This window comes from Streptomyces sp. NBC_01235 (assembly GCF_035989285.1).
In the GTDB taxonomy this organism is placed as follows: domain Bacteria; phylum Actinomycetota; class Actinomycetes; order Streptomycetales; family Streptomycetaceae; genus Streptomyces.
The window spans coordinates 2,404,167-2,427,946 of record NZ_CP108513.1; the positions used below are offsets into that span (position 1 = coordinate 2,404,167).

At 66.2% G+C, this 23,780-nt stretch carries 15 protein-coding genes, 3 rRNA genes and 2 pseudogenes; 4 read left to right on the top strand and 16 right to left on the bottom strand.

What is annotated here, in order from left to right; translation table 11 throughout:
- Positions 1 to 45: 45 nt before the first annotated feature.
- From OG289_RS10255 to OG289_RS10265, 3 genes and pseudogenes are all read right to left on the bottom strand, one after another.
- A complete protein-coding gene (locus OG289_RS10255) occupies positions 46 to 729 on the bottom strand; it encodes a MerR family transcriptional regulator (RefSeq protein ID WP_327313712.1) in 684 nt (227 codons plus the stop codon).
- A 246-nt stretch (positions 730 to 975) separates the two neighbouring features.
- Positions 976 to 1,449, bottom strand: coding sequence for a bifunctional nuclease family protein (locus tag OG289_RS10260; protein WP_093771173.1), 474 nt, complete (start codon positions 1,447 to 1,449; stop codon positions 976 to 978).
- Between the two features lie 84 nt (positions 1,450 to 1,533).
- Positions 1,534 to 1,926, bottom strand: a pseudogene (locus OG289_RS10265) (MerR family transcriptional regulator); the annotation flags it as partial.
- A 40-nt stretch (positions 1,927 to 1,966) separates the two neighbouring features.
- Between OG289_RS10265 and OG289_RS10270 the strand changes: the two are divergent.
- Positions 1,967 to 3,184, top strand: coding sequence for an IS30 family transposase (locus OG289_RS10270; protein ID WP_442818889.1), 1,218 nt, complete (start codon positions 1,967 to 1,969; stop codon positions 3,182 to 3,184).
- 36 nt (positions 3,185 to 3,220) lie between these two features.
- Here OG289_RS10270 and ftsR read toward each other — a convergent pair.
- The 10 genes and pseudogenes from ftsR to OG289_RS10320 all read right to left on the bottom strand — a co-directional run.
- Positions 3,221 to 3,577, bottom strand: a pseudogene (gene ftsR, locus OG289_RS10275) (transcriptional regulator FtsR); the annotation flags it as partial.
- A gap of 43 nt (positions 3,578 to 3,620) precedes the next feature.
- A complete protein-coding gene (locus OG289_RS10280; RefSeq protein ID WP_327313713.1) occupies positions 3,621 to 4,526 on the bottom strand; it encodes an FHA domain-containing protein in 906 nt (301 codons plus the stop codon).
- 61 nt (positions 4,527 to 4,587) lie between these two features.
- Positions 4,588 to 5,421, bottom strand: a complete 834-nt coding sequence (locus tag OG289_RS10285; protein ID WP_327320631.1) for a DUF881 domain-containing protein — start codon at positions 5,419 to 5,421, stop codon at positions 4,588 to 4,590.
- Positions 5,422 to 5,426: 5 nt separating this feature from the next.
- Positions 5,427 to 5,759, bottom strand: coding sequence for a small basic family protein (locus OG289_RS10290; RefSeq protein WP_020133151.1), 333 nt, complete (start codon positions 5,757 to 5,759; stop codon positions 5,427 to 5,429).
- Positions 5,756 to 6,592 (bottom strand): DUF881 domain-containing protein, encoded by an 837-nt coding sequence (locus OG289_RS10295; protein ID WP_327320632.1) that lies wholly within the window; start codon positions 6,590 to 6,592, stop codon positions 5,756 to 5,758. Before OG289_RS10295 ends, OG289_RS10290 begins: the two co-directional genes overlap by 4 nt.
- 167 nt (positions 6,593 to 6,759) lie before the next feature.
- The gene (locus OG289_RS10300; RefSeq protein WP_327313714.1) at positions 6,760 to 9,255 is read right to left on the bottom strand and encodes a mannose-1-phosphate guanyltransferase; all 2,496 of its coding nucleotides are present in this window, start codon (positions 9,253 to 9,255) and stop codon (positions 6,760 to 6,762) included.
- A 113-nt stretch (positions 9,256 to 9,368) separates the two neighbouring features.
- On the bottom strand, positions 9,369 to 9,977 hold the full coding sequence (locus OG289_RS10305) for a CDP-alcohol phosphatidyltransferase family protein (RefSeq protein WP_319348035.1): 609 nt from the start codon (positions 9,975 to 9,977) through the stop codon (positions 9,369 to 9,371).
- A gap of 109 nt (positions 9,978 to 10,086) precedes the next feature.
- A 5S ribosomal RNA gene (rrf, locus tag OG289_RS10310) occupies positions 10,087 to 10,203 on the bottom strand.
- Positions 10,204 to 10,296: 93 nt separating this feature from the next.
- Positions 10,297 to 13,418: ribosomal RNA gene (locus OG289_RS10315) — 23S ribosomal RNA — on the bottom strand.
- Between the two features lie 312 nt (positions 13,419 to 13,730).
- Positions 13,731 to 15,256: ribosomal RNA gene (locus OG289_RS10320) — 16S ribosomal RNA — on the bottom strand.
- The 16S, 23S and 5S rRNA genes sit together here, the layout of an rRNA operon.
- Positions 15,257 to 15,826: 570 nt before the next feature.
- Here OG289_RS10320 and OG289_RS10325 point away from each other — a divergent pair.
- Both OG289_RS10325 and ptsP read left to right on the top strand, forming a co-directional pair.
- Positions 15,827 to 16,276 (top strand): PTS sugar transporter subunit IIA, encoded by a 450-nt coding sequence (locus OG289_RS10325; protein ID WP_327313715.1) that lies wholly within the window; start codon positions 15,827 to 15,829, stop codon positions 16,274 to 16,276.
- 79 nt (positions 16,277 to 16,355) lie between these two features.
- The gene (ptsP, locus tag OG289_RS10330; RefSeq protein WP_327313716.1) at positions 16,356 to 18,026 is read left to right on the top strand and encodes a phosphoenolpyruvate--protein phosphotransferase; all 1,671 of its coding nucleotides are present in this window, start codon (positions 16,356 to 16,358) and stop codon (positions 18,024 to 18,026) included.
- Between the two features lie 86 nt (positions 18,027 to 18,112).
- On the opposite strand, the gene OG289_RS10335 is transcribed toward ptsP, so the two are convergent.
- Together OG289_RS10335 and OG289_RS10340 are read right to left on the bottom strand one after the other, a co-directional pair.
- The gene (locus tag OG289_RS10335; protein WP_327313717.1) at positions 18,113 to 19,006 is read right to left on the bottom strand and encodes a hypothetical protein; all 894 of its coding nucleotides are present in this window, start codon (positions 19,004 to 19,006) and stop codon (positions 18,113 to 18,115) included.
- A 25-nt stretch (positions 19,007 to 19,031) separates the two neighbouring features.
- Positions 19,032 to 20,240, bottom strand: coding sequence for an MFS transporter (locus OG289_RS10340; RefSeq protein WP_327313718.1), 1,209 nt, complete (start codon positions 20,238 to 20,240; stop codon positions 19,032 to 19,034).
- 112 nt (positions 20,241 to 20,352) lie between these two features.
- Here OG289_RS10340 and OG289_RS10345 point away from each other — a divergent pair, with 112 nt between their 5' ends.
- Positions 20,353 to 21,672, top strand: a complete 1,320-nt coding sequence (locus tag OG289_RS10345; protein ID WP_327313719.1) for an aminotransferase class I/II-fold pyridoxal phosphate-dependent enzyme — start codon at positions 20,353 to 20,355, stop codon at positions 21,670 to 21,672.
- A gap of 21 nt (positions 21,673 to 21,693) precedes the next feature.
- Here OG289_RS10345 and OG289_RS10350 read toward each other — a convergent pair whose 3' ends face one another.
- Positions 21,694 to 23,661: an acetoacetate--CoA ligase gene (locus OG289_RS10350; protein ID WP_327313720.1), complete on the bottom strand. Its 1,968-nt coding sequence runs from the start codon at positions 23,659 to 23,661 to the stop codon at positions 21,694 to 21,696.
- Between the last annotated feature and the right edge of the window lie 119 nt (positions 23,662 to 23,780).

Sequence of the window (23,780 nt, forward strand, 5' to 3'; positions counted from 1 at the left end):
GACAATGAGGTCGTACAGCCCGCCCCTCGCGTCCCGCGAGGAGCCTCAGACCGCCCGGTTGCGCCGACGCGCCAGCTCGTCCGCCGGGTTGTGCCCGACGAGCGTCTCCCCGGTGTCGACCCGTTCCCCGTGCAGCTGCGACAGCGCGCGCTCGACATCCCGCCACACCACGCCCACGGCGATCCCGAAGATCCCCTGGCCGCCCTGGAGCAGCGCGTGGACCTCGTCCGGCGAGGTGCACTCGTAGACCGTGGCGCCGTCGCTCATCAGCGTCATGCGCTCCAGGTCGCTGAACCCGCGCTCCCGCAGATGCTGCACGGCGGTGCGGATGTTCTGCAGCGACACCCCGGTGTCCAGGAACCGCTTGACGATCTTCAGGACGACGACGTCCCGGAAGCTGTACAGCCGCTGCGTACCGGACCCGTGGGCGGGCCGCACACTCGGCTCGACGAGCCCGGTGCGCGCCCAGTAATCCAGCTGGCGATAGGTGATGCCCGCGGCCGCACAGGCCGTCGGGCCGCGATAGCCGATCTGCTCGGACGCCATGGACGTCGCCCCTCCGCTGCTCGGCACGGCCGCCGGTCGATGCGGAGCGTGATCGGCCGCGCTGCCGTGCGGGGGGTATCCCCTGCTCGAACGCAGCTGAGAGCTTGGGGGAGGGTACGGACCGCTCCCCCCGACACCGAGTCCGGGGGCACCCCCAGCCGTACCGTCGCCGCTGCTTCTCACGCCGACCTCCGTCCTTGACCTGCCTTCTCGACGGTAGGCAGTCACCAGGGGTGCGTCAACGATCGCCACACTCGGCACGCCGAGTGATAATCACCCTAAGAGTGGTTTCCCGCACCCCACCGCGGGGAAAGGCTAGCCGAATGCGCCGAGAGGTAGCCGTAGGACGCTCTCACTCGCCGCTGGCATTTGCCGTGAACGGAGCAGGCACCCCCCGTACAGGACGGCCACGTCACGCGGATGCGCCGACTACTGGTTGCTGGTGCCGAAGTCCTCGGGCGAGATCTGGTCGAGGAACTCGCGGAACTTCTCCACCTCGTCCTCCTGCTCGTCCGGGATGGCGATCCCCGCGTCGTCGAGCACCGTGTCACTGCCGTAGATCGGCGTCCCCGTGCGCAGCGCCAGCGCTATGGCGTCGGAGGGCCGCGCACTCACCTCGACCCCGCTGGCGAAGACCAGCTCCGCGTAGAAGACACCCTCCCGCAGATCTGTGATGCGCACCTCACTGAGCTCCTGACCGACGGCCTCCAGCACGTCCTTGAACAGGTCGTGGGTCAGCGGCCGCGCGGGGGCCATGCCCTGCTGGGCGAAGGCGATGGCCGTCGCCTCCCCCGGTCCGATCCAGATGGGGAGGTAACGGTCGCCTCCCACTTCACGCAGCAGCACGATCGGTTGGTTGGAGGGCATCTCGACCCGGACACCTACGACATCGAGCTCGTTCACACAGCAACCCTAGGCCGTGCCCGGGACGTTTGGGTAGTCGGGCCGGGAACGGGTGACCGATCCACCCAGGGCGAACCCGCCCCCTCAGGGCAGCCGCACCCCGAGCGCGGTCTGCACCAACGCCGCGTGCAGCCGGACCGTGAGCCCCGCGAGCTCCTTCGTACGGGCTTCCGCAAGGGCCCTGGTCTGCGGATTGCGGTGACGCCTGAGCGGGGCCACCACCTGGTCCACGAGCCCGGCCTCACGGTCGGCCGCGGCCTTCATCACACGCAGATGCCGAGGCTCGATCCCGAAGCGGCCCAGCTCGGACACGAGCGCGGCCACCGTGGCCGCCTCGGCGTCGTAGACCCCGTCCTCCAATGGCACGACGAGCCCGTACGACTCCCATTCCGTGAGCTCCGGCTCACTGATCCCCGCAGCGGCCAACAGCTCGGACCGGCCGATCCGGGCGACGGTGGGCCCCTCCGAGGGCCTTGGGTTCTAGGAGTCGTCGCAACACCCCAGCTCAAGGGGTGCGATGGAGTTCGAGATCCGCAAGGTGCGGACGGTGGCGCAAGGCCGTAGGCAGCTGGTCCGTGAGCGGGAGGAATACTTCCGGCTCATGGACCAGGGCCTGAGCAGCTTGGAAGCCTGCCGACGCGTCGGGATCAATACCCGGACGGGCAAGCGGTGGCGCAACGGCCGCAACCCGTCGGGCAGGCACAAGGCGGCGCCACCGATCAAAGCGGTGGCGCCGCCTCCCGGTCCGTCCCGGTATCTGCGTGAGGCCGACCGGATCCACATCGCCGACCGGCTGCGGGAGAAGGCCACGGTCCGCACGATCGCCGCCGAGCTGGGTCGCAGCCCGTCCACCATCAGCCGGGAGATCCGCCGCAACCGGCACCCCGGCAACGGCCAGTACCGCCCCTTCGCCGCCCAGGCCCGCGCCGACTCCCGCCGGCCCCGGCCCAAAACCGGCAAGATCGGCCAGCACCCGCAGCTGCGGGACTTCATCCAGGACCACCTGGACATACGGTGGAGCCCGGAGCAGATCTGCCAGGCTCTGCGGGCACAGTTCCCCCGGCGGCCGGAGATGCACGTGGTCCACGAAACGGTCTACCAGGCCCTCTTCGTCCAAGGACGCGGCGAACTCCGCCGCGAACTGGCCAAAGCCCTCCGCTCGGGCCGCACCCGCCGCAAGCCCCGCCGCCAGGCCCAGCAGCGCCAGCCGCGGTTCTCCACCCCGATGGTCATGATCAGCGAACGGCCCGCCGAAGCCGAGGACCGGGCCGTGCCCGGCCACTGGGAAGGCGACCTGATCATCGGCAAGGACGGTGCCTCCGCCATCGGCACGCTGGTCGAGCGCGCCACCCGCTACGTGGTGCTGCTGCACCTGCCCCACGGCCGAACCGCCGAACATGTCCGCGACGCCCTGGTCGAAACCGCCCGGACCCTGCCCGCCCACCTGGTGCGGTCACTGACCTGGGACCAGGGCACCGAGATGGCCGCCCACGGCTCCTTCACCCTGGCCACCGACATCCCGGTCTACTTCTGCGACCCGGCCAGCCCCTGGCAGCGCGGCTCGAACGAGAACACCAACGGCCTGCTGCGGCAGTACTTCCCCAAGGGCACCGACCTCGCGGTCCACACCCGCGAACGCCTGGACGCCGTCGCCGCCGAGCTCAACGGCCGCCCACGCAAAACGCTCGGCTGGGAAACCCCGGCCGAGCGCCTGCATAAACTGCTCGCGGCCTGATCAACACGACCACGTGTTGCAACGACCCCTAGAAACCGCCGGCTCCAGGAGGGCCTCACCGTCCCGCTGCCGGCCCACGGTCGGCAACGGCGCGGCCTCGCCGCGCTCCATGGCGTCCAGGTGCTCGCGGATGACCTTGAGCGGCAGGTAGTGGTCCCGCTGCATCCTCAGTACGTGGCCGAGGCGCTCGACGTCCTCCGCGCTGAACTTGCGGTACCCCGAAGGGGTCCGCTGCGGCTCGATGAGCCCTTCCGACTCCAGGAAACGGATCTTGGAGATGGTGACTTCGGGGAACTCGTCACGCAGCGCGTTCAGCACGGTGCCGATGCTCATCGGACCACCGTCCGCGGCGGCGGTGCCGTTTCCGGCACCGCCCCTCGGTGTTCGAAGCATGGACCTTCCCTGGGGGTCCCCCCGGACGGCGCCCGGGGGAGGGTCAGTAGCCCCGCTGGCTCGCGTAGAAGACCAGCCGGTACTTGCCGATCTGCACCTCGTCACCGTTCGACAGAGCGACCTCGTCGATCCGCTCCCGGTTGACGTACGTGCCGTTCAGACTGCCGACGTCCGCCACCCGGAACGTGCCGTCCGGGTTGCGCCGGAACTCCACATGACGACGCGAGACCGTCACGTCGTCGAGGAAGATGTCGCTCTGCGGGTGACGGCCGGCCGTGGTCAGGTCGCCGTCGAGAAGGAAGCGGCTGCCCGAGTTCGGACCGCGGCGCACGACCAGCAACGCGGAACCCAGCGGCAGCGCGTCGACCGCGGCCTGCGCCTCGGGAGAGAGCGCGGGCAACTGCGTCTGGCCAGTGACCTCGGCGTCGTAGGCCTCAAGACCGGAAATGGAGATGGTGGAGGTCGTCTCCGACGCGCGCTCGGGCGTCAGCCCGGGGCGCAGCGGCGCGCCGCAGTTGGAGCAGAAGCGGCTGTTCTCCGCGTTGCGGTTACCGCACCTCGTACACACCAGGGCCGACATAGGGGAAAACCCTCCACCCGTACTTGAGGTTGACGGTTGGCCGAAACCTATGCCGCCGGACTGCGCAGGGTCAACAGACGCCGCACCCTGACCTCCGGAAACTTCACCGCCCGGACCACCCACCTGGTCCCTGAACAGCGGCCGCTGACCCTCTGCGTCAGGCTGTGCGCGATGACGAGCGGTCGCGTTGTCGCTGCCCTCTCGCGCGCTCTTGCCGAACAACTTCGCAAACAACTTCACGGGCGATTCCCCTTGACCGAAACAGACCCGCCCGTGGGGCAGGACGAACCCTGACTGAATACACCGGCCGACCCGGACACCTTCACAACGTCCATGTCCACCAGACAGTTTCCACCACGCACCACCCAATCAGTGCGTCGACCCCCCGCAACCTCATGCCCCTGCCGTACGCCCCGCATGCACCCCCGGTTCACTGGACCGACGACCGAGCGTAGTCAGGCTGCTTCGCCGCTCGCAAGGCGTCCACGACGATCTTGTCCGACCGCTCGACGGCCACGGTGGCCTGCTCCTTCTCGAGAGTCTGCACCACGCCTCCAGGGATGTTCAGCGCCGGCTCGAGGTCCTGCGGGTTGCCGATGACCTTGAAACGAAAGGGCGCGTTGATCTTGTTCCCGTCGACGCTCACGCTCTTGCCGGAATCCGTCAGGTACGTGCCGGCGACGACCCGTAGACCGTTCACCTGGATCGCCTCGGCCCCGGCCGCGCGCAACTCCTGGATCGCGTCGAGCAACATGTCCGCCTCGACCGTCCCCTTCGTGTCCTCGATGGTCATCGTGATGCCGGGCCCCTGCGCAGCCACCGTGCCCGCCAGAATGCCGAGTTGTTTCTCCTTCTCGACCGTCTGCTTACGGGCCTCCTCGGCCTGGTCGGAGCTGTTCTCCAGCTCCTGCTGCTGCCTTTCGAGTCCCTGCTTCTCGTCCTCAAGACGCTGACTGCGGTCGTCAAGTTCATCGAGGATGCGCACAAGATCTTCCTGCCGCGCGCCACGCAGGGCGTTTCCGCTGTCGCTGTTGGAGGCGACCTGAACCGCCAGGCCGAAACCGAGGCCGAACAGCAGCAGGGCCACAATGAGTTGGGCCCGCGTCACCCGCGGTGGCCAGAGCCCCTGTACCAGCCGCTGCCTGCCGGTCAGCACGGTCTCGGCCGGTTTCTCGGCCGCTCCGCCCCCGGACGACGCCACAGGGACCTCGTCGGGCAACTCCTTGCGCAGCCTGTTCTCGGGCGCCTCATCCTGGTTGCTCATCGGCCTCACGCCCGGAAGACGTGCCGACGGATCGCCGCGGCGTTGGAGAAGATCCGGATGCCGAGGACGACCACGACACCCGTGGACAGCTGCGACCCCACGCCCAACTCGTCGCCCAGGAACACGATCAAGGCCGCCACGACCACGTTCGACAGGAACGACACCACAAACACTTTGTCGTCGAAGATGCCGTCGAGCATGGCCCGCAGCCCGCCGAACACGGCATCAAGCGCCGCCACCACGGCGATCGGCAGATAAGGCACGACGGCTGCCGGAACCTCCGGCTGGACCAACAGGCCGGCCACGACTCCCACGACGAGGCCCAGTACGGCGATCACGATGCGTCCTTCTCAGATCTCGGCTGTGCTGTACGTACGATCACACTCGGTGCCGCGGGCAGCCGGACGTCGTCCACCACCGAGATGGCCGTCCGGATGCCGTAGTTCTCCTGCAGCGCGTTGAGATACAGACCGTCGGCACTGTTCTGGAACCGGGTGCTGAGGTTTTTCCCGTCCCCCACCGCGAGCACCGTATACGGCGGCACCAGCGGCTTGTTGTCGACCAGTATCGCGTCCCCCGCGGCCCTGATCGCCGACAGCGCCGTCAGCCTCTGTCCATTGATGGAGACCGCCTCGGCACCCGACGCCCACAGACCGTTCACCACGCGCTGCATGTCACGGTCCCGGACCCGCCCGATGTCGGAGAAACCGGAGGTCTCGCGCGGGTCGCCGCCACCCCCCGTGGTGGCCTCCTTGGCGTCGTCCACGACCAGCTTGACGCCCGGGCCGTGCACCTCGACGGCACCCGACAGGATGTCCACCAGGTCCGCCCCGTCGCCGCCGCCGCTCTGCTTGAGCGCCTCTTGCTGCCGGGCACTCACGTCGGCGCGCAGCTTGTCGACGGTGCTCTCCAACTCGTCGGCCGTCTTGGTCTCGCGGTCGATGCGGTCGATCAGCTCCTCACGCTCCTTGGCGACTACCGGAGCCGCGACCCGCGCCTGCGCCGCACCAACGGTGACCACGAGGGCCGCGAGCACCAGCCCCGCGGCGAGACCGAGCTTCGCACGCACCGTCTTGGGAAGACCACCCGCGCCCTCGGCCTGCTTGCGGGCGGCGGCCTCGGCATATCCGTCGTCGAGGCTGTGGTCCATGACGTTGGTGAGCAGCGACATGGACGCGTCCGGACGCGACACGCGCGCGGGTTTGCTCCGAACGGGGGGCTGCTGCGGCATGCCGCACATCGTCGCACGTCGCGCCCAGTACCTCCGAATGGCCCCACCGGCGTGCCGGACAGGCCCCCTTGGGGACACTTGTCCGGCACGCGCGCGTGCGCGTGGTATCAGCGTCCGGCGCTGTCCACGACCGACGCCCACTCGTCGAGCAGAGCCTGCGCGGACGCGTCGTCCGGCCCCTCCGCCCACAGATGGGTGACGGCCTCGGCGGGATCGGGCAGCACCATCACCCAACGCCCGTCCGTCTCCACCACCCGTACGCCGTCGGTGGTGTCCACGAAGCGATCTCCGGCCGCTTCGACGACCCGCCGCATCACAAGGCCCTTGACGGCCCACGGGGTCGCCAGATCACGCTTCAGGACGTGCGCACGTGGGATCCGCGCGTCGATCTGGCTGAGGGTGAGCTGCGTCCGCGCCACCAGTCCGATCAGCCGCACGAAGGCCGCCGTACCGTCGAAGACACTGCTGAACTCCGGGACGATGAACCCGCCCTTGCCGTCCCCGCCGAAGATGGTCGTCTCGTCCCGCCCGACCCTGGTCAGGTCGTCGGGCGAGGTCGTCGTCCACTCGACCTGCGTCCCGTGATACGCCGCCACCTGCTCGGCGATCCTGGTCGTGGTCACCGGCAGCGCCACCCGCCCGCTGCGCCGCTCGGCGGCCACCAGGTCGAGCAGCACGAGGAGCGCCCGGTCGTCCTCGATGATCCGGCCCTTCTCGTCGACGAGGGAGAGCCGCTCACCCACCGGGTCGAACCGCACACCGAACGCGGCCCGCGACGAAGCCACGATCTCCCCGAGCCGCACGAGCCCGGAGCGCCGCTGGTCGCCCGTCTCCGTGGGTCTGGCCTCGTTGAGGCCGGGGTTGACGGTCAGCGAGTCCACCCCGAGTTTCCCGAGGAGACTCGGCAACACCAGCCCGGCACTGCCGTTCGAGGCGTCCACCACGACCTTGAGTCCGGACTCGGAGATCCCGGTCGTGTCCACGTTCCGCAACAGCGACCCTGTATACGAGTCGAAAACGCTGGCCGGGAAATGCAGGTCCCCGATCTCTCCCGGGAACGCCCGCCGGTACTCCTGCCGCGCGAACACCCGGTCCAGCTTCCGCTGGCTGCCCTGCGACAGGTCCGCGCCCTGCCCGTCGAAGAACATGATGTCCACGGAGTCCGGCACCCCGGGCGAGGTCCGGATCATGATCCCGCCGGCACTCCCCCGCGCGGTCTGCTGCCGCGCCACGGGCAGCGGTACATTCTCCAGGTCGCGTACGTCGATGGCGCTGGCCTGGAGCGCGGAGATGACGGCCCGCTTCAGCGCACGGGCGCCACGGGAGTGGTCCCGGGCCGTGGTGACGGTGGACCCCTTCTTGAGGGTCGTGGCGTAGGCCCCGGCGAGACGTACTGCCAGCTCGGGCGTGATCTCGACGTTCAGGATTCCGGACACCCCGCGGGCGCCGAAGAGGTGCGCCTGCCCTCGGGACTCCCAGATCACCGACGTATTGACGAACGCGCCGGCTTCGATCGTCTTGAAGGGGTAGACCCGCACATTGCCCTGCACGATCGATTCTTCACCGATCAGGCATTCGTCGCCGATGACGGCGCCGTCCTCGATCCTTGCCGCCCGCATGATGTCGGTGTTCTTTCCGACGACGCAGCCCCGCAGATTGCTGTGCTGCCCGACGTACACGTTGTCGTGCACGACGGCCTTGTGCAGAAAGGCCCCGCTCTTCACGACGACGTTGGATCCGACGACCGTGTGCTCGCGGATTTCGGCGCCGGCCTCGACCTTCGCATAGTCCCCGATGTACAGGGGCCCGCGCAGTACGGCATCGGGATGCACTTCGGCGCCTTCGGCCACCCATACGCCAGGCGAGATCTCGAACCCGTCGAGCTCGACGTCGACCTTGCCTTCCAGCACGTCGGCCTGAGCCTTCACATAGCTCTCGTGCGTGCCCACGTCCTCCCAGTAGCCCTCGGCGATGAAGCCGTAGACCGGCTTGCCTTCCTTCATCAGCTGAGGGAAGACGTCACCGGACCAGTCAACGGGCACATCGGCCTCGACGTAGTCGAAGACCTCGGGCTCCATGACGTAGATACCCGTGTTCACGGTGTCCGAGAAGACCTGGCCCCAGGTCGGTTTCTCGAGGAAACGCTCGACCTTGCCCTCTTCGTCGACGATGGTGATCCCGAATTCCAGCGGATTGGGCACACGGGTCAGACAGACGGTGACCAGCGCACCCTTTTCCTTGTGGAAGTTGATCAGCTCGGTGAGGTCGAAGTCGGTGAGGGCATCGCCGGAGATGACGAGGAAGGCGTCGTCCTTCAACGCCTCCTCTGCATTCTTGACGCTTCCGGCGGTACCGAGTGGCTTCTCCTCGTTGGCATAGGTGAGCTCCATTCCGAGCTCCTCGCCGTCACCGAAGTAGTTCTTGACCAGTGACGCCAGGAACTGGACGGTTACGACGGTCTCGTTGAGCCCATGCCTTTTGAGCAGCCTCAGAACGTGCTCCATGATCGGCCGGTTGGCCACCGGCAGGAGCGGCTTGGGCATGCTTGAGGTCATGGGACGAAGGCGTGTGCCTTCGCCTCCGGCCATCACGACGGCCTTCATGTCGGAAGCGTCCTCCTAAAAGAGACGACGGTCTAGCCGACTTCACCCATCCAGATTGTCCCGCACTTTTCCGCCGCGGGCCATCGAGCCAATGCTGCTGCCGATCGGCGAGGTCAGTCGGCCATGGCGTCCGCACGAACGAGGCGGCGGACCTGTACCACGTAGAGGACTCCTGCCCACCAGTAGAGCGTTGTACCCCATCCGGCGAACGCCCATCCGAAAATAGCAGCGAGTGACGCCAACCATCCACTTCCGTCACTGAGCAGAAGCAGCGGGAAGGCGTACATCAGGTTGAAGGTGGCCGCCTTCCCCAGGAAGTTCACCTGCGGCGGCGGATACCCGTGTCGCCTGAGGATGCCCACCATCACCAGCAGAACCAGCTCGCGTGCGAGAAGTACAGCGGTCAACCAGAGAGGGAGAATCTCCCGCCAGGTGAGACCGACCAAAGTCGAGAGAATGTAGAGCCGGTCCGCAGCCGGGTCGAGGAGCCGGCCGAGGCTGCTGATCTGGTTCCAGCGCCGCGCGAGCTTGCCGTCCAGATAGTCACTGACCCCGCTGAAAGCCAGCACGAGAAGAGCCCAGCCGTCGCTCTGCGGACCTCCGAACTCGGGCCGAAGGATCAGCCACAGGAACACGGGCACGCCGACGAGACGCGCCATGCTGAGGATGTTCGGGATGGTGAGGACCCGGTTTGTCTGGACACGGGTCTCCTGGACCTCCACCCGGGGGCCTCCAGTAGGAAATGAGCCAACGATGCCCCCTGACCATACCCCAACGCAAAAAAGCTCTGGCTCTTGGGTTGTGTACCCAAGAGCCAGAGCTCTAAAAGGAGTTCGGCGGTGTCCTACTCTCCCACAGGGTCCCCCCTGCAGTACCATCGGCGCTGTAAGGCTTAGCTTCCGGGTTCGGAATGTAACCGGGCGTTTCCCTCACGCTATGACCACCGAAACACTATGAAACTGTTTCAGCCGCACCACACCCGTGACCATGGGCATGGGGCCGTTCGTGGTTTCAGAACCAACACAGTGGACGCGAGCAACTGAGGACAAGCCCTCGGCCTATTAGTACCAGTCAGCTTCACCCATTACTGGGCTTCCACATCCGGCCTATCAACCCAGTCGTCTACTGGGAGCCTTACCCCATCAAGTGGGTGGGAATACTCATCTCGAAGCAGGCTTCCCGCTTAGATGCTTTCAGCGGTTATCCCTCCCGAACGTAGCCAACCAGCCATGCCCTTGGCAGAACAACTGGCACACCAGAGGTTCGTCCGTCCCGGTCCTCTCGTACTAGGGACAGCCCTTCTCAATATTCCTGCGCGCGCAGCGGATAGGGACCGAACTGTCTCACGACGTTCTAAACCCAGCTCGCGTACCGCTTTAATGGGCGAACAGCCCAACCCTTGGGACCGACTCCAGCCCCAGGATGCGACGAGCCGACATCGAGGTGCCAAACCATCCCGTCGATATGGACTCTTGGGGAAGATCAGCCTGTTATCCCCGGGGTACCTTTTATCCGTTGAGCGACGGCGCTTCCACAAGCCACCGCCGGATCACTAGTCCCGACTTTCGTCCCTGCTCGACCCGTCGGTCTCACAGTCAAGCTCCCTTGTGCACTTACACTCAACACCTGATTGCCAACCAGGCTGAGGGAACCTTTGGGCGCCTCCGTTACTCTTTAGGAGGCAACCGCCCCAGTTAAACTACCCATCAGACACTGTCCCTGATCCGGATCACGGACCCAGGTTAGACATCCAGCACGACCAGAGTGGTATTTCAACGACGACTCCACCTGAACTGGCGTCCAAGCTTCACAGTCTCCCACCTATCCTACACAAGCCGAACCGAACACCAATATCAAACTGTAGTAAAGGTCCCGGGGTCTTTCCGTCCTGCTGCGCGAAACGAGCATCTTTACTCGTAGTGCAATTTCACCGGGCCTATGGTTGAGACAGTCGAGAAGTCGTTACGCCATTCGTGCAGGTCGGAACTTACCCGACAAGGAATTTCGCTACCTTAGGATGGTTATAGTTACCACCGCCGTTTACTGGCGCTTAAGTTCTCAGCTTCGCCACCCCGAAGAGTGACTAACCGGTCCCCTTAACGTTCCAGCACCGGGCAGGCGTCAGTCCGTATACATCGCCTTACGGCTTCGCACGGACCTGTGTTTTTAGTAAACAGTCGCTTCTCGCTGGTCTCTGCGGCCACCCCCAGCTCGAGGAGCAAGTCCTCTCACCAGTGATGGCCCCCCTTCTCCCGAAGTTACGGGGGCATTTTGCCGAGTTCCTTAACCATAGTTCACCCGAACGCCTCGGTATTCTCTACCTGACCACCTGAGTCGGTTTAGGGTACGGGCCGCCATGAAACTCGCTAGAGGCTTTTCTCGACAGCATAGGATCATCCACTTCGCCACAATCGGCTCGGCATCAGGTCTCAGCCCCATGTGCGACGGATTTGCCTATCGCACGGCCTACACCCTTACCCCGGGACAACCACCGCCCGGGATGGACTACCTTCCTGCGTCACCCCATCACTCACCTACTACAAGTCTGGTCCGTCGGCTCCACCACTTTCCATTCCCCGAAGGGTCCGGAACGGCTTCACGGACTTAGCATCGCCTGATTCAATGTTTGACGCTTCACAGCGGGTACCGGAATATCAACCGGTTATCCATCGACTACGCCTGTCGGCCTCGCCTTAGGTCCCGACTTACCCTGGGCAGATCAGCTTGACCCAGGAACCCTTAGTCAATCGGCGCACACGTTTCTCACGTGTGAATCGCTACTCATGCCTGCATTCTCACTCGTGAACCGTCCACAACTCGCTTACGCGGCTGCTTCACCCGGCACACGACGCTCCCCTACCCATCCATACAGGCGTTGGCCCTATTGTATGAATGACACGACTTCGGCGGTACGCTTGAGCCCCGCTACATTGTCGGCGCGGAATCACTAGACCAGTGAGCTATTACGCACTCTTTCAAGGGTGGCTGCTTCTAAGCCAACCTCCTGGTTGTCTGTGCGACTCCACATCCTTTCCCACTTAGCGTACGCTTAGGGGCCTTAGTCGATGCTCTGGGCTGTTTCCCTCTCGACCATGGAGCTTATCCCCCACAGTCTCACTGCCGCGCTCTCACTTACCGGCATTCGGAGTTTGGCTAAGGTCAGTAACCCGGTAGGGCCCATCGCCTATCCAGTGCTCTACCTCCGGCAAGAAACACACGACGCTGCACCTAAATGCATTTCGGGGAGAACCAGCTATCACGGAGTTTGATTGGCCTTTCACCCCTAACCACAGGTCATCCCCCAGGTTTTCAACCCTGGTGGGTTCGGTCCTCCACGAAGTCTTACCTCCGCTTCAACCTGCCCATGGCTAGATCACTCCGCTTCGGGTCTTGAGCGTGCTACTGAAACGCCCTATTCGGACTCGCTTTCGCTACGGCTACCCCACCCGGGTTAACCTCGCAACACACCGCAAACTCGCAGGCTCATTCTTCAAAAGGCACGCAGTCACGAGACACCAAGCAAGCTTGATGTCCGACGCTCCCACGGCTTGTAGGCACACGGTTTCAGGTACTATTTCACTCCGCTCCCGCGGTACTTTTCACCATTCCCTCACGGTACTATCCGCTATCGGTCACCAGGGAATATTTAGGCTTAGCGGGTGGTCCCGCCAGATTCACACGGGATTTCTCGGGCCCCGTGCTACTTGGGTGTCTCTCAAACGAGCCGCTGATGTTTCGACTACGGGGGTCTTACCCTCTACGCCGGACCTTTCGCATGTCCTTCGCCTACATCAACGGTTTCTGACTCGTCTCACGGCCGGCAGACCGTAAAAGAGAGATCCCACAACCCCGTACACGCAACCCCTGCCGGGTCTCACACGTATACGGTTTGGCCTCATCCGGTTTCGCTCGCCACTACTCCCGGAATCACGGTTGTTTTCTCTTCCTGCGGGTACTGAGATGTTTCACTTCCCCGCGTTCCCTCCACATACCCTATGTGTTCAGGTATGGGTGACAGCCCATGACGACTGCCGGGTTTCCCCATTCGGAAACCCCCGGATCAAAGCCTGGTTGACGACTCCCCGGGGACTATCGTGGCCTCCCACGTCCTTCATCGGTTCCTGGTGCCAAGGCATCCACCGTGCGCCCTTAAAAACTTGGCCACAGATGCTCGCGTCCACTGTGCAGTTCTCAAACAACGACCAGCCACCCATCACCCCCGAGTCACACCCGGAGTTCACTGGGGCCGGCACTGAAGGCAGCCATACGGCCATACCCTCAGACACCCAACAGCGTGCCCGACCCGGTCCCGCCCGGAGATCATGCTTTCCACGCCCCGAAGAGCAGTACTCGCAGCCTCCGACCCGTGAACCGGACCGAATAATCAACGTTCCACCCATGAGCAACCAGCATCGGACGTACGCCGATGTACTGGCCCCTGGACAACCTTGCGGCTGCCTAGAAGTGCTCCTTAGAAAGGAGGTGATCCAGCCGCACCTTCCGGTACGGCTACCTTGTTACGACTTCGTCCCAATCGCCAGTCCCACCTTCGACAGCTCCCTCCCACAAGGGGTTGGGCCACCGGCTTCGGGTGTTACCGACTTTCGTGACGTGACGGGCGGTGTGTACAAGGCCCGGGAACGTATTCACCGCAGCAATGCTGATCTGCGATTACTAGCAACTCCGACTTCATGGGGTCGAGTTGCAGACCCCAATCCGAACTGAGACCGGCTTTTTGAGATTCGCTCCACCTCACGGTTTCGCAGCTCTTTGTACCGGCCATTGTAGCACGTGTGCAGCCCAAGACATAAGGGGCATGATGACTTGACGTCGTCCCCACCTTCCTCCGAGTTGACCCCGGCAGTCTCCTGTGAGTCCCCATCACCCCGAAGGGCATGCTGGCAACACAGAACAAGGGTTGCGCTCGTTGCGGGACTTAACCCAACATCTCACGACACGAGCTGACGACAGCCATGCACCACCTGTACACCGACCACAAGGGGGCGACCATCTCTGGCCGTTTCCGGTGTATGTCAAGCCTTGGTAAGGTTCTTCGCGTTGCGTCGAATTAAGCCACATGCTCCGCTGCTTGTGCGGGCCCCCGTCAATTCCTTTGAGTTTTAGCCTTGCGGCCGTACTCCCCAGGCGGGGAACTTAATGCGTTAGCTGCGGCACCGACGACGTGGAATGTCGCCAACACCTAGTTCCCACCGTTTACGGCGTGGACTACCAGGGTATCTAATCCTGTTCGCTCCCCACGCTTTCGCTCCTCAGCGTCAGTAATGGCCCAGAGATCCGCCTTCGCCACCGGTGTTCCTCCTGATATCTGCGCATTTCACCGCTACACCAGGAATTCCGATCTCCCCTACCACACTCTAGTCTGCCCGTATCGAATGCAGACCCGGGGTTAAGCCCCGGGCTTTCACATCCGACGTGACAGACCGCCTACGAGCTCTTTACGCCCAATAATTCCGGACAACGCTTGCGCCCTACGTATTACCGCGGCTGCTGGCACGTAGTTAGCCGGCGCTTCTTCTGCAGGTACCGTCACTTTCGCTTCTTCCCTGCTGAAAGAGGTTTACAACCCGAAGGCCGTCATCCCTCACGCGGCGTCGCTGCATCAGGCTTTCGCCCATTGTGCAATATTCCCCACTGCTGCCTCCCGTAGGAGTCTGGGCCGTGTCTCAGTCCCAGTGTGGCCGGTCGCCCTCTCAGGCCGGCTACCCGTCGTCGCCTTGGTGAGCCATTACCTCACCAACAAGCTGATAGGCCGCGGGCTCATCCTTCACCGCCGGAGCTTTCAACCCCCACCCATGCGAGTGGAAGTGATATCCGGTATTAGACCCCGTTTCCAGGGCTTGTCCCAGAGTGAAGGGCAGATTGCCCACGTGTTACTCACCCGTTCGCCACTAATCCCCACCGAAGTGGTTCATCGTTCGACTTGCATGTGTTAAGCACGCCGCCAGCGTTCGTCCTGAGCCAGGATCAAACTCTCCGTGAATGTTTTCCCGTAATCGGGATCGCACACACGAGAGCGGAACAGCCAGGCGGAATAAGCCCGGCCGTTCACAGCGTCCTCGCTGTGTTTTTTCAAAGGAACCTCATCCTCGGCTATCACTGCCGGGGACGGGGTATCAACATATCTGGCGTTGATTTTTGGCACGCTGTTGAGTTCTCAAGGAACGGACGCTTCCTTTGTACTCACCCGAGAGACTCTCTCAGGCTTTCCTCCGGGCGCTTCCCTTCGGTCTTGCGTTTCCAACTCTACCAGGGTTTTTCCGGCCCCCTGGCCACCGTCCTGCAGGCATGCAGAAGATGATCCAGAGATAGGATCTGACAAGTTGGGTGCTGCTCGGCAAGCGCGCTTGATCGCATCGCTCACCCTCAAGCAGGAGTACGACTGTACACGGGGCCGCGGAGGCGCTGCAAATCGACTAGGGTAGTGGTCTAGACCACGATCGGGAGCTCTTGTGCAGAACCGGTACTTCATATGACATACCCTGCTGCGCAGTGCGCCGTCCTGGACAGGCAGTAACGGCCCATGTACATCTCCACCCCTGGGAGGCTTCCCATGACCACCGTGACGTCCCCTCTCGCAGGACGCACCATCGGACTGGCTGCCGTGCCGGATCCGGTCTTCTCCGGGGCCATGGTCGGCCCGGGCACGGCGATCGACCCGGTGCGTGAGCCTTCCGAGGCCGTCGCACCTGTGGACGGAGTCATCGTCTCCCTCCACCCGCACGCCTTCGTCGTGGTCGACGCCGAGGGGCGCGGGGTGCTCACCCATCTCGGGATCGACACCGTGCAGCTCAACGGCGAGGGCTTCGAGGTTCTCGTGAACAAGGGCGACACGGTTACGCGCGGGCAGAGCATCGTGCGGTGGAACCCGGTCGCCGTGGAGGAAGCCGGCAAGTCCCCGGTCTGCCCGATCGTCGCCCTGGAGGCCACAGCCGACTCCCTCGGCGAACTCCGTGAAGACGGCGATGTGAAGGCCGGCGACGTCCTCTTTTCCTGGCAGTAGTGTCGACGCCGTCAACGCGGCGGCACACAGGACAACCACCGCGGCGGCGGGACCCGCCGCACTATCGGAGACGGGTGAGATGGAGACAACGCTGCGAGGCGTCGGCGTGAGTCACGGTGTGGCGATCGGCGAGGTTCGGCACATGGGAACGGCGGTGCTCGAACCGCCTGCCAAGCAGATCCCTGCGGAGGAGGCGGATCGCGAACAGGGGCGCGCCCGCAAGGCCGTGGAGGCTGTGGCAGCCGACCTGATGGCGCGTGGCAATCTGGCGGGGGGCGAGGCCCAGGCAGTGCTCGAGGCTCAGGCCATGATGGCTCAGGATCCCGAGTTGATGGTCGATGTCGACCGGCGGATCGCCGTCGGCAGTACGGCCGAGCGTGCCGTCTACGACGCATTCGCCGCCTACCGCGAGTTGCTGGCAGGAGCCGGTGAGTACCTCGCCGGTCGCGTGGCCGACCTCGATGATGTGCGGAATCGTATCGTCGCCCGTCTGCTGGGTGTCCCGATGCCGGGTGTCCCGGACAGTGACGAGCCGTACGTGCTGGTCGCCCGGGACCTGGCGCCCGCCGACACCGCACTGCTGGACCCGACGCTGGTGCTCGGTTTCGTGACCGAGGAGGGCGGGCCGACGAGTCACAGCGCGATCCTCGCCCGCGCCCTCGGCGTACCGGCCGTCGTGGCTCTGCCGGGCGCCGGTGAGCTTGCCGAGGGAACGGTGATCGCCGTCGACGGCAGCACCGGCGACATCTTCGTGAACCCCAGCGAAGAGAAGAAGGCCCAGCTCGAGGCAGCTGCTGCCGAGCGCAAGGCGGCGCTGGCCGCCTCGACCGGGCCGGGTGCCACCGCCGACGGACACAAGGTGCCGCTGCTGGCGAACGTCGGCGGCCCGGCCGACGTTCCGGCGGCCATCGAGGCCGGCGCGGAGGGTGTCGGGCTTTTCCGTACCGAGTTCCTGTTCCTCGACGACAGCAAGAACGCGCCGTCCGAGGAGAAGCAGGTCGAGGCCTACCGGCAGGTGCTCGAGGCGTTTCCCGAGGGGCGAGTCGTCGTGCGCGTCCTGGATGCGGGCGCGGACAAGCCTCTGGACTTCCTGACCCCTGCCGACGAGCCCAACCCGGCACTGGGCGTGCGTGGGCTGCGGACGCTGCTGGACCACCCCGACGTCCTGCGGACCCAGCTGACGGCGCTGGCGAAGGCCGCCGAGGGGCTGCCGGTCTACCTCGAGGTAATGGCGCCGATGGTGGCGGACCGCACCGACGCGAAGGCGTTCGCGGACGCGTGCCGTGAGGCTGGGCTGCGGGCGAAGTTCGGCGCGATGGTGGAGATTCCCTCGGCCGCTCTGCGGGCTCGCTCGATCCTGCAGGAGGTGGAGTTCCTGTCTCTGGGCACGAACGACCTCGCGCAGTACACCTTCGCCGCCGACCGGCAGGTGGGTGCGGTGTCCCGTCTGCAGGATCCGTGGCAGCCCGCTCTGCTCGACCTCGTCGCTCTGTCTGCCGAGGCGGCCGCGGCCGAGGGCAAGAGCTGCGGCGTGTGTGGCGAGGCCGCTGCCGATCCGCTGCTCGCTTGTGTGCTGACGGGGCTGGGGGTCACCTCTCTTTCCATGGGATCGGCGTCGATTCCCTATGTGCGGGCCTCGTTGGCGAAGTACACGCTGGCGCAGTGCGAGCGTGCCGCGGCTGCAGCCCGTGCGGCGGACAGCGCCGAAGAGGCGCGCAGCGCGGCGCAGGCCGTGCTGTCCGGCGAGTAGTCGGATCCGGTCGGCGATCGGCCGTTGAGCAGGGGCGCTCCACCTTCGGGTGGGGCGCCCCTGTTGTGTGTGGGCGTCTCTTCCGATCAGTGTTGGTGGCCCGGTGTCGGTCCCTCCTGGCCGAGGTCCGGCGGGAAGCAGTAGTCCACGCCGGACTCGGGTGAGATGAGGTCGCCGGACTCCGCGTCGGTGCAGTAGGCGTCGAAGACCTCACCGGCAGTCAGGGGTTCGAGGCCGTCGCCTCGCAGCCGCCACCCGTAGATCCGGTCGGCAGTGTTGTGAGCTGTGGTGCGCATGACCAGGCCACCTGGGCCCTGGGTGGCGAGGCCGAGGGCGAGGACGGTGGTGAACTCGAGTGCTTCGGCCTCGTCGAGTTGCGCGGCCCCGTTGGGTCCGTCGTCCGAGTGGAGGACGGCGACGAGTGTTTCGGGTGTGCCTGTGACGCTGCAGACGAGGTGCCGGTTGCCGGGTGGTGCCGTGTCGAGGATGCGGGCGACGAGGTTCGATGCGCGCGTGAAGGCGGCGCGGCCGATGTCCTCGCCGCAGGTGGCACAGGCGCCGAGGCGGGCCAGGAGAGTGGCCGCGTACTCCCAGGTCGCCTGCCGGACGGCTTCGTCGACGAGGGTGGGCAGGAGGTCGGCGAGAGGTTGGCCCTCGTAGGGGATGGTGGGGCCCGTGGTCGCGAGTTCGGCCGTGAAGCGGGTGCGGTTGGCGGGGACGTCGGGGTCGAGCCCCTTGGCGGCGCAGTACTCGGCGTATTCCTGGGGATCGAAGAGGGCCACGGTGGTGTGGGTGCCTTGCAGGGCGCGTGTCCTCAGGAGGTCTTCGACCTGCCGGAGGTAGGTGGCGTGGTCGTCGAACGTGAAGGTGCGGTAGTGCCGCATGGCACTGAAGTCGTGTTCGTCGGTGAGCAGACCGATGGTGCCGGCGATTTCTCGGCGCAGGACGCGTCGCATGGTCTGGTGGTCGGTGTGTGCCATGTTTTCCCCCTGTGTGCACAGTCGATCAATGCTCACTCACAGTAATCGATGGCACTGACAATGGGCCTTTCGTGAGTCGGTCACGGACCAGGCGGTGCTGAAATATGCAGGTCACGGCGATGCCGCCGCCGAAGGTGAGCCAGCCGAGGGGGCCTGCGGCGATCACGGTGGTGACGGCGAGTGGTCCGAGGCTGCGCTGGGCGGCCTGGGCCAGGCCGTGGACACCGAGGTAGGCGCCTTGGGCGGCGTCGGGGGCCAGGGCGACGGAGAGCTCCCAGGAGATCGTCGCGTGGAGCATCTCGGCGAGGGTGAAGAGCACGGCCGCAGCGGTGAGGAGCAGGGGGGCGGCGCGGGTCCCGCCGGTCGCCGATGCCGTCATCGCCGTGCCGCCCAGGGCGAAGGCGACCGAGAGCGGGATCAGGAGCGCGCGGGCTGCCGCCGTGGTCGCGCCGAACCGGGCCAGGGGGACCTGAAGGGCCACGACCAGCACGTTGTTGAGTACGAGCAGGAGGGGTACGAGGCCCTGCGGGACGGTGCTCACGTGCACGATCCACAGGGGCAGGCCGACCTTGAAAACCGCGTCGTCGAGGAAGAGGACGGTGTCGGTGGCCACGTAGGCGAGGTAGGTGCGGTCGCGCCATGGGCTGGTCGGTCTGGTGGCAGGCCTGGGGTCCTTGGCCGTGATCACGGTGCGGGTTCGGGAGGAGGGTTCGCCGCAACGGAGGGTGAGGAGGGCGGAACCGACGAAGGAAAGGGAGTCGCCGGCGAGGAGCCACTGATATGCGGCGGCGTCGCCGACGGCGAGTGCCGCCGCTGCGGCCAGGCCGCCGAGCGCCCATCCCGCGTTCGCGACGGTGCGGTGGATCGCTTGGTAGCGAACGCGGTCCGGGCCGGCGGCGCGGGTGGCGTAGAGCTTGGTGAGGACGTTGGCGGCTCGGTCGCCGAGGCTGCCGACGGCACAAAAGGCGAGCAGGAAGACGTATCGGTCCGTGGTGAGCAGGGCTAAGGACGCCACGGCCCGCAGGAGTTGGACGGCGATGAGCACGGGGGTGAGCGGGAATCGGTCGGCGAGTCGGCCGCCGAGGGGTGCGCCCGCGATCCCCACCGCTCCGGCCGCGGCGACGAGGGTGCCGACCTCGCCGAGGGAGAGGCCGGAGACATAGGTGAAGTACAGGACGCTGACCGATGCCCAGAGGCCGCTTCCGACGCGGTCGACGAGGGCGACGGTCAGCATCGCGCGCCCGTCGCGTCCTCCGGGTATGCGGTTCGGCCGTGCGGCTGCGCGACGGATCGGATGCATTGACTCCCCCTTGCACCGAGTTATGTATTGATACATAATTGCCAATGTGGCAGCACAATATGGGATCAGCGGTACGACAGCCAAGGGGATTGCCGCGTCCGTCGAACGAGGCGTGACCGAGGGTGCGCTGCGGCCAGGGGCCGCGCTGCCCCCGGTGCGACGGCTCGCCGACGAACTCGCAGTGAGTCCGGGAACCGTGGCGACGGCCTACAAGGAGTTGCGACGGCGGGGCATCGTGGTCACGCGCGGCCGCGGTGGCACCGTCGTGGCACCGGTCCCCGCCGTGGCGTCCCGTAGGCCGCCCAAGGTGCCGAGCGGGCTGCGGGACCTGGCCGGCGGGCATCCCGATCCGGAGCTTCTGCCCGCTCTGGTGCCGCCCTCCCGCCTGTCCCCCGGCGCCCGTTCCCATCGTTCGACACCCAGGTTGGAACGGTTGGAGGAGGTCGTGCGCGACTGGCTGCGCCCCGACTGCGTGCCGGTGGAGCACGTGACGTTCGCGCACGGGGCGCTGGATCTGATCGGACGGCTGCTGTCGGTCGAACTACGGCCCGGTGACGCGATCGCCATGGAGGATCCCGGGTATCACCATTTGCTGGACCTGGTCACGGCGCTGGGACTGCGCGTCGTGCCGGTGACCGTCGACGACGAGGGACTGCGACCCGAGGCACTTCGAGCGGCCCTGAGGGCGGGGGCACGCGCGCTGGTGTGCAGTCCGCGCGCGCAAAACCCTTATGGGGGCTGTTTCTCCGAGGCGCGCAGGGACGCCCTCGTCGGTGTTCTGCGGGAGGGGCCGGATCTGCTGGTCGTCGAGAACGACCACGCCTCCGTGGTGGCGGACGCGCCTTTGTGGACCCTCGCCTCCGGCGGGCTGCCGCGCTGGGTGCACGTGCGGACGGTGAGCAAGTTCCTGGGGACCGATCTGCGATGGGCGGCCGCGGCCTGCGACGCGACCACGGTGGCCCGACACGACGGTCGGCTGCTGCTGACGTCGGGTTGGGTCAGTCATCTCCTGCAGGAGACGGTGTACGGGCTGCTGACCGACGACAGCACGCGCGCGTTGGTGCAGCGCGCGCGGCAGACGTACGCACTGCGCAGGGGTGCGTTGCTCCGGGAACTCGCGGCCCGCGGCATCGTCGGCCACGGTGCGAGCGGGATGAACCTGTGGGTGCCGGTGCGGGACGAGTCGGCCGTGGTGAACGGGCTGCGGTCACACGGCTGGTGGGTCGCGGCAGGAGCGCGGTTCCGGTCGGCATCCGGGCCCGGGGTACGGATCTCCGTCGCCGAGCTGGAGCCGACCGACGCGGTGCGGCTGGCCTCGGATTTCGCGGTCGTGCTCGGCGAGTCCGAGGCCACCTACGGCGGCTGAGGTGCCCTCCTGGCCGTGCGTTCAGCCTCGTTTGCGGGCGAGATCCTCGTAGAAGTTCAGAAGGTCGAGGTTGTCTATGGCACCGGGGGTGACGGCTCTTTCCAGCGGGGTGCCCTGGAGGAGTCGTTTGACCGGGACCTCGATGCGTTTTCCGGTGAGGGTGTGCGGGACTCCGGGTACCTCGATCACCTCGTCGGGGACGTGGCGTGGCGAGAGTTGTTCGCGGATGGCCTGTTTGATGCGGCCCAGGAGTGCCTCGTCCAGGTGGGCCCCGGGGGCGAGGTGTACGAAGAGGGGCATCCAGTAGCCGCCGTCGGGCTGCTCGATGCCAATGACCAGCGACTCCTTGATCTCGGGGAGCCGTTCGACGACCTCGTAGATGTCGGCCGAGCCCATGCGCACGCCCTGACGGTTGAGCGTGGAGTCGGAACGGCCGTGGATGACGACGGAGCCGCGCGAGGTGACGGTGATCCAGTCGCCGTGGCGCCATACGCCCGGGTAGGTGTCGAAGTAGCTGTCGTGGTAGCGACTGCCGTCGGGGTCGTTCCAGAAGCGGACCGGCATCGACGGCATGGGGTTGGTGACGACGAGCTCGCCGACCTCGTCGATGACGGGGTGACCGTTCGGGTCCCAGGACTGCAGGTCGGTGCCGAGACCGGGGGCCTGAAGTTCGCCCGTGTACACCGGGAGCGTCGGGACCGCCCCGGCGAAGCAGGAGCACACGTCCGTGCCGCCGCTGACGGAGGCGATCCACAGGTCGTCGCGCACCTCGTCGTGCAGCCAGCGGAAGCCGTCGGGCGGGAGCGGGGAGCCCGTGGTGGCGACGCACTGGACCTTGGAGAGGTCGAACTCGCGAGCCGGGTGCACCTCCGCCTTGCGGCAGGCCATGACGTACGCCGCCGAGGTGCCGTAGAGGGTGGCGCCCGTGCGTTCGGCGATGCGCCACTGTGCGCCGGTGTCGGGGTAGCCGGGGCTGCCGTCGTAGAGGACGATCGTCGTCCCGGTCAGGAGACCGGAGACGAGGAAGTTCCACATCATCCAGCCGGTCGAGGTGTACCAGAAGAAACGATCCTCGGGGCCCAGGTCGCAGTGCAGGCCGAGCTGTTTGAGGTGTTCGACCAGGATGCCGCCCTGGGACTGGACGATGGCCTTGGGCAGGCCGGTCGTGCCGGAGGAGTAGAGCACCCAGAGGGGATGGTCGAAGGGGACCTGTTCAAAGACGGGTTCCTCGTTCGAGGCCGTCAGGGCCGACCAGTCCAGGGCTCCCCGGGGCGGCTCCGTGCCCAGGAGGGGGATGTGGACCACGGCACGCAGGGTGGGCAGTTCGGCACGCAGTTCGGCGACGACGTCGCGGCGGTCGTGCTCCTTGCCTCCGTAGCGGTAGCCGTCGACGGTGAACAGGACGACGGGTTCGACCTGCTGGAAGCGGTCCAGGACGCTGCGGGCGCCGAAATCGGGGGCGCAGGAGGTCCAGACACCGCCCACGGCGGCCGTGGCGAGGAGGGCCACGACGGCCTGGGGGATGTTCGGGAGGTAGCCGCTCACCCGGTCGCCGGGGCGGACTCCGAGGGCGCGCAGCTCGCCGGCCAGTGAGCCGACCTGACGGCGCAGCTCGGACCAGCTCACCGGGCTCGGCTCGTGGGTCTCGTCGACGTACAACAGGGCCGGTTCCGCCGGACGGGTGGCGGCCGCGCGCAGGGCGTGCTCGGCGTAGTTCAGCGTTGCTCCGGGGAACCACTGGGCGCCGGGCATGGAACTGTCGCCCAGCACGCGCGCATAGGGTGTCGAAAACCGGACGTCGAACCACTCCGTGACGGCTTTCCAGAACGTCTCCAGCTCGTCGACGGACCAGCGGTGCAGTGCCGGATAGCCGCCTTCGGACGGGGCTCCGTGCTGCTCGGCCGCCCAGGTCTGGAACTTCGTGACCTGCGCCTGGGCGATGCGCTCCGGATCTGGCCGCCAGAGCGGCTCGGGGTTCACTGTCGGCATGGGGCGGCTCCCGGACTGTGCGCGTCGTGTGCGTCGCCCGCGCACGAGCTGGGGGTGGTGCGCGTGACGCGGCTGACACGGACGATGCCATGTGATCGACTTCTGCACCAGGGCGGGCT

Bases quoted from the DNA above. Each gene is read 5' to 3' on its own strand.
- OG289_RS10325 (WP_327313715.1), top strand. From the start codon at position 15,827: ATGACCACCGTGACGTCCCCTCTCGCAGGACGCACCATCGGACTGGCT.
- OG289_RS10335 (WP_327313717.1), bottom strand. From the start codon at position 19,006: ATGGCACACACCGACCACCAGACCATGCGACGCGTCCTGCGCCGAGAA.
- OG289_RS10340 (WP_327313718.1), bottom strand. From the start codon at position 20,240: ATGCTGACCGTCGCCCTCGTCGACCGCGTCGGAAGCGGCCTCTGGGCA.
- OG289_RS10295 (WP_327320632.1), bottom strand. From the start codon at position 6,592: ATGTCGCTGCTCACCAACGTCATGGACCACAGCCTCGACGACGGATAT.
- ptsP (WP_327313716.1), top strand. From the start codon at position 16,356: ATGGAGACAACGCTGCGAGGCGTCGGCGTGAGTCACGGTGTGGCGATC.
- OG289_RS10350 (WP_327313720.1), bottom strand. From the start codon at position 23,661: ATGCCGACAGTGAACCCCGAGCCGCTCTGGCGGCCAGATCCGGAGCGC.
- OG289_RS10300 (WP_327313714.1), bottom strand. From the start codon at position 9,255: ATGAAGGCCGTCGTGATGGCCGGAGGCGAAGGCACACGCCTTCGTCCC.
- OG289_RS10285 (WP_327320631.1), bottom strand. From the start codon at position 5,421: ATGAGCAACCAGGATGAGGCGCCCGAGAACAGGCTGCGCAAGGAGTTG.
- OG289_RS10270 (WP_442818889.1), top strand. From the start codon at position 1,967: ATGGAGTTCGAGATCCGCAAGGTGCGGACGGTGGCGCAAGGCCGTAGG.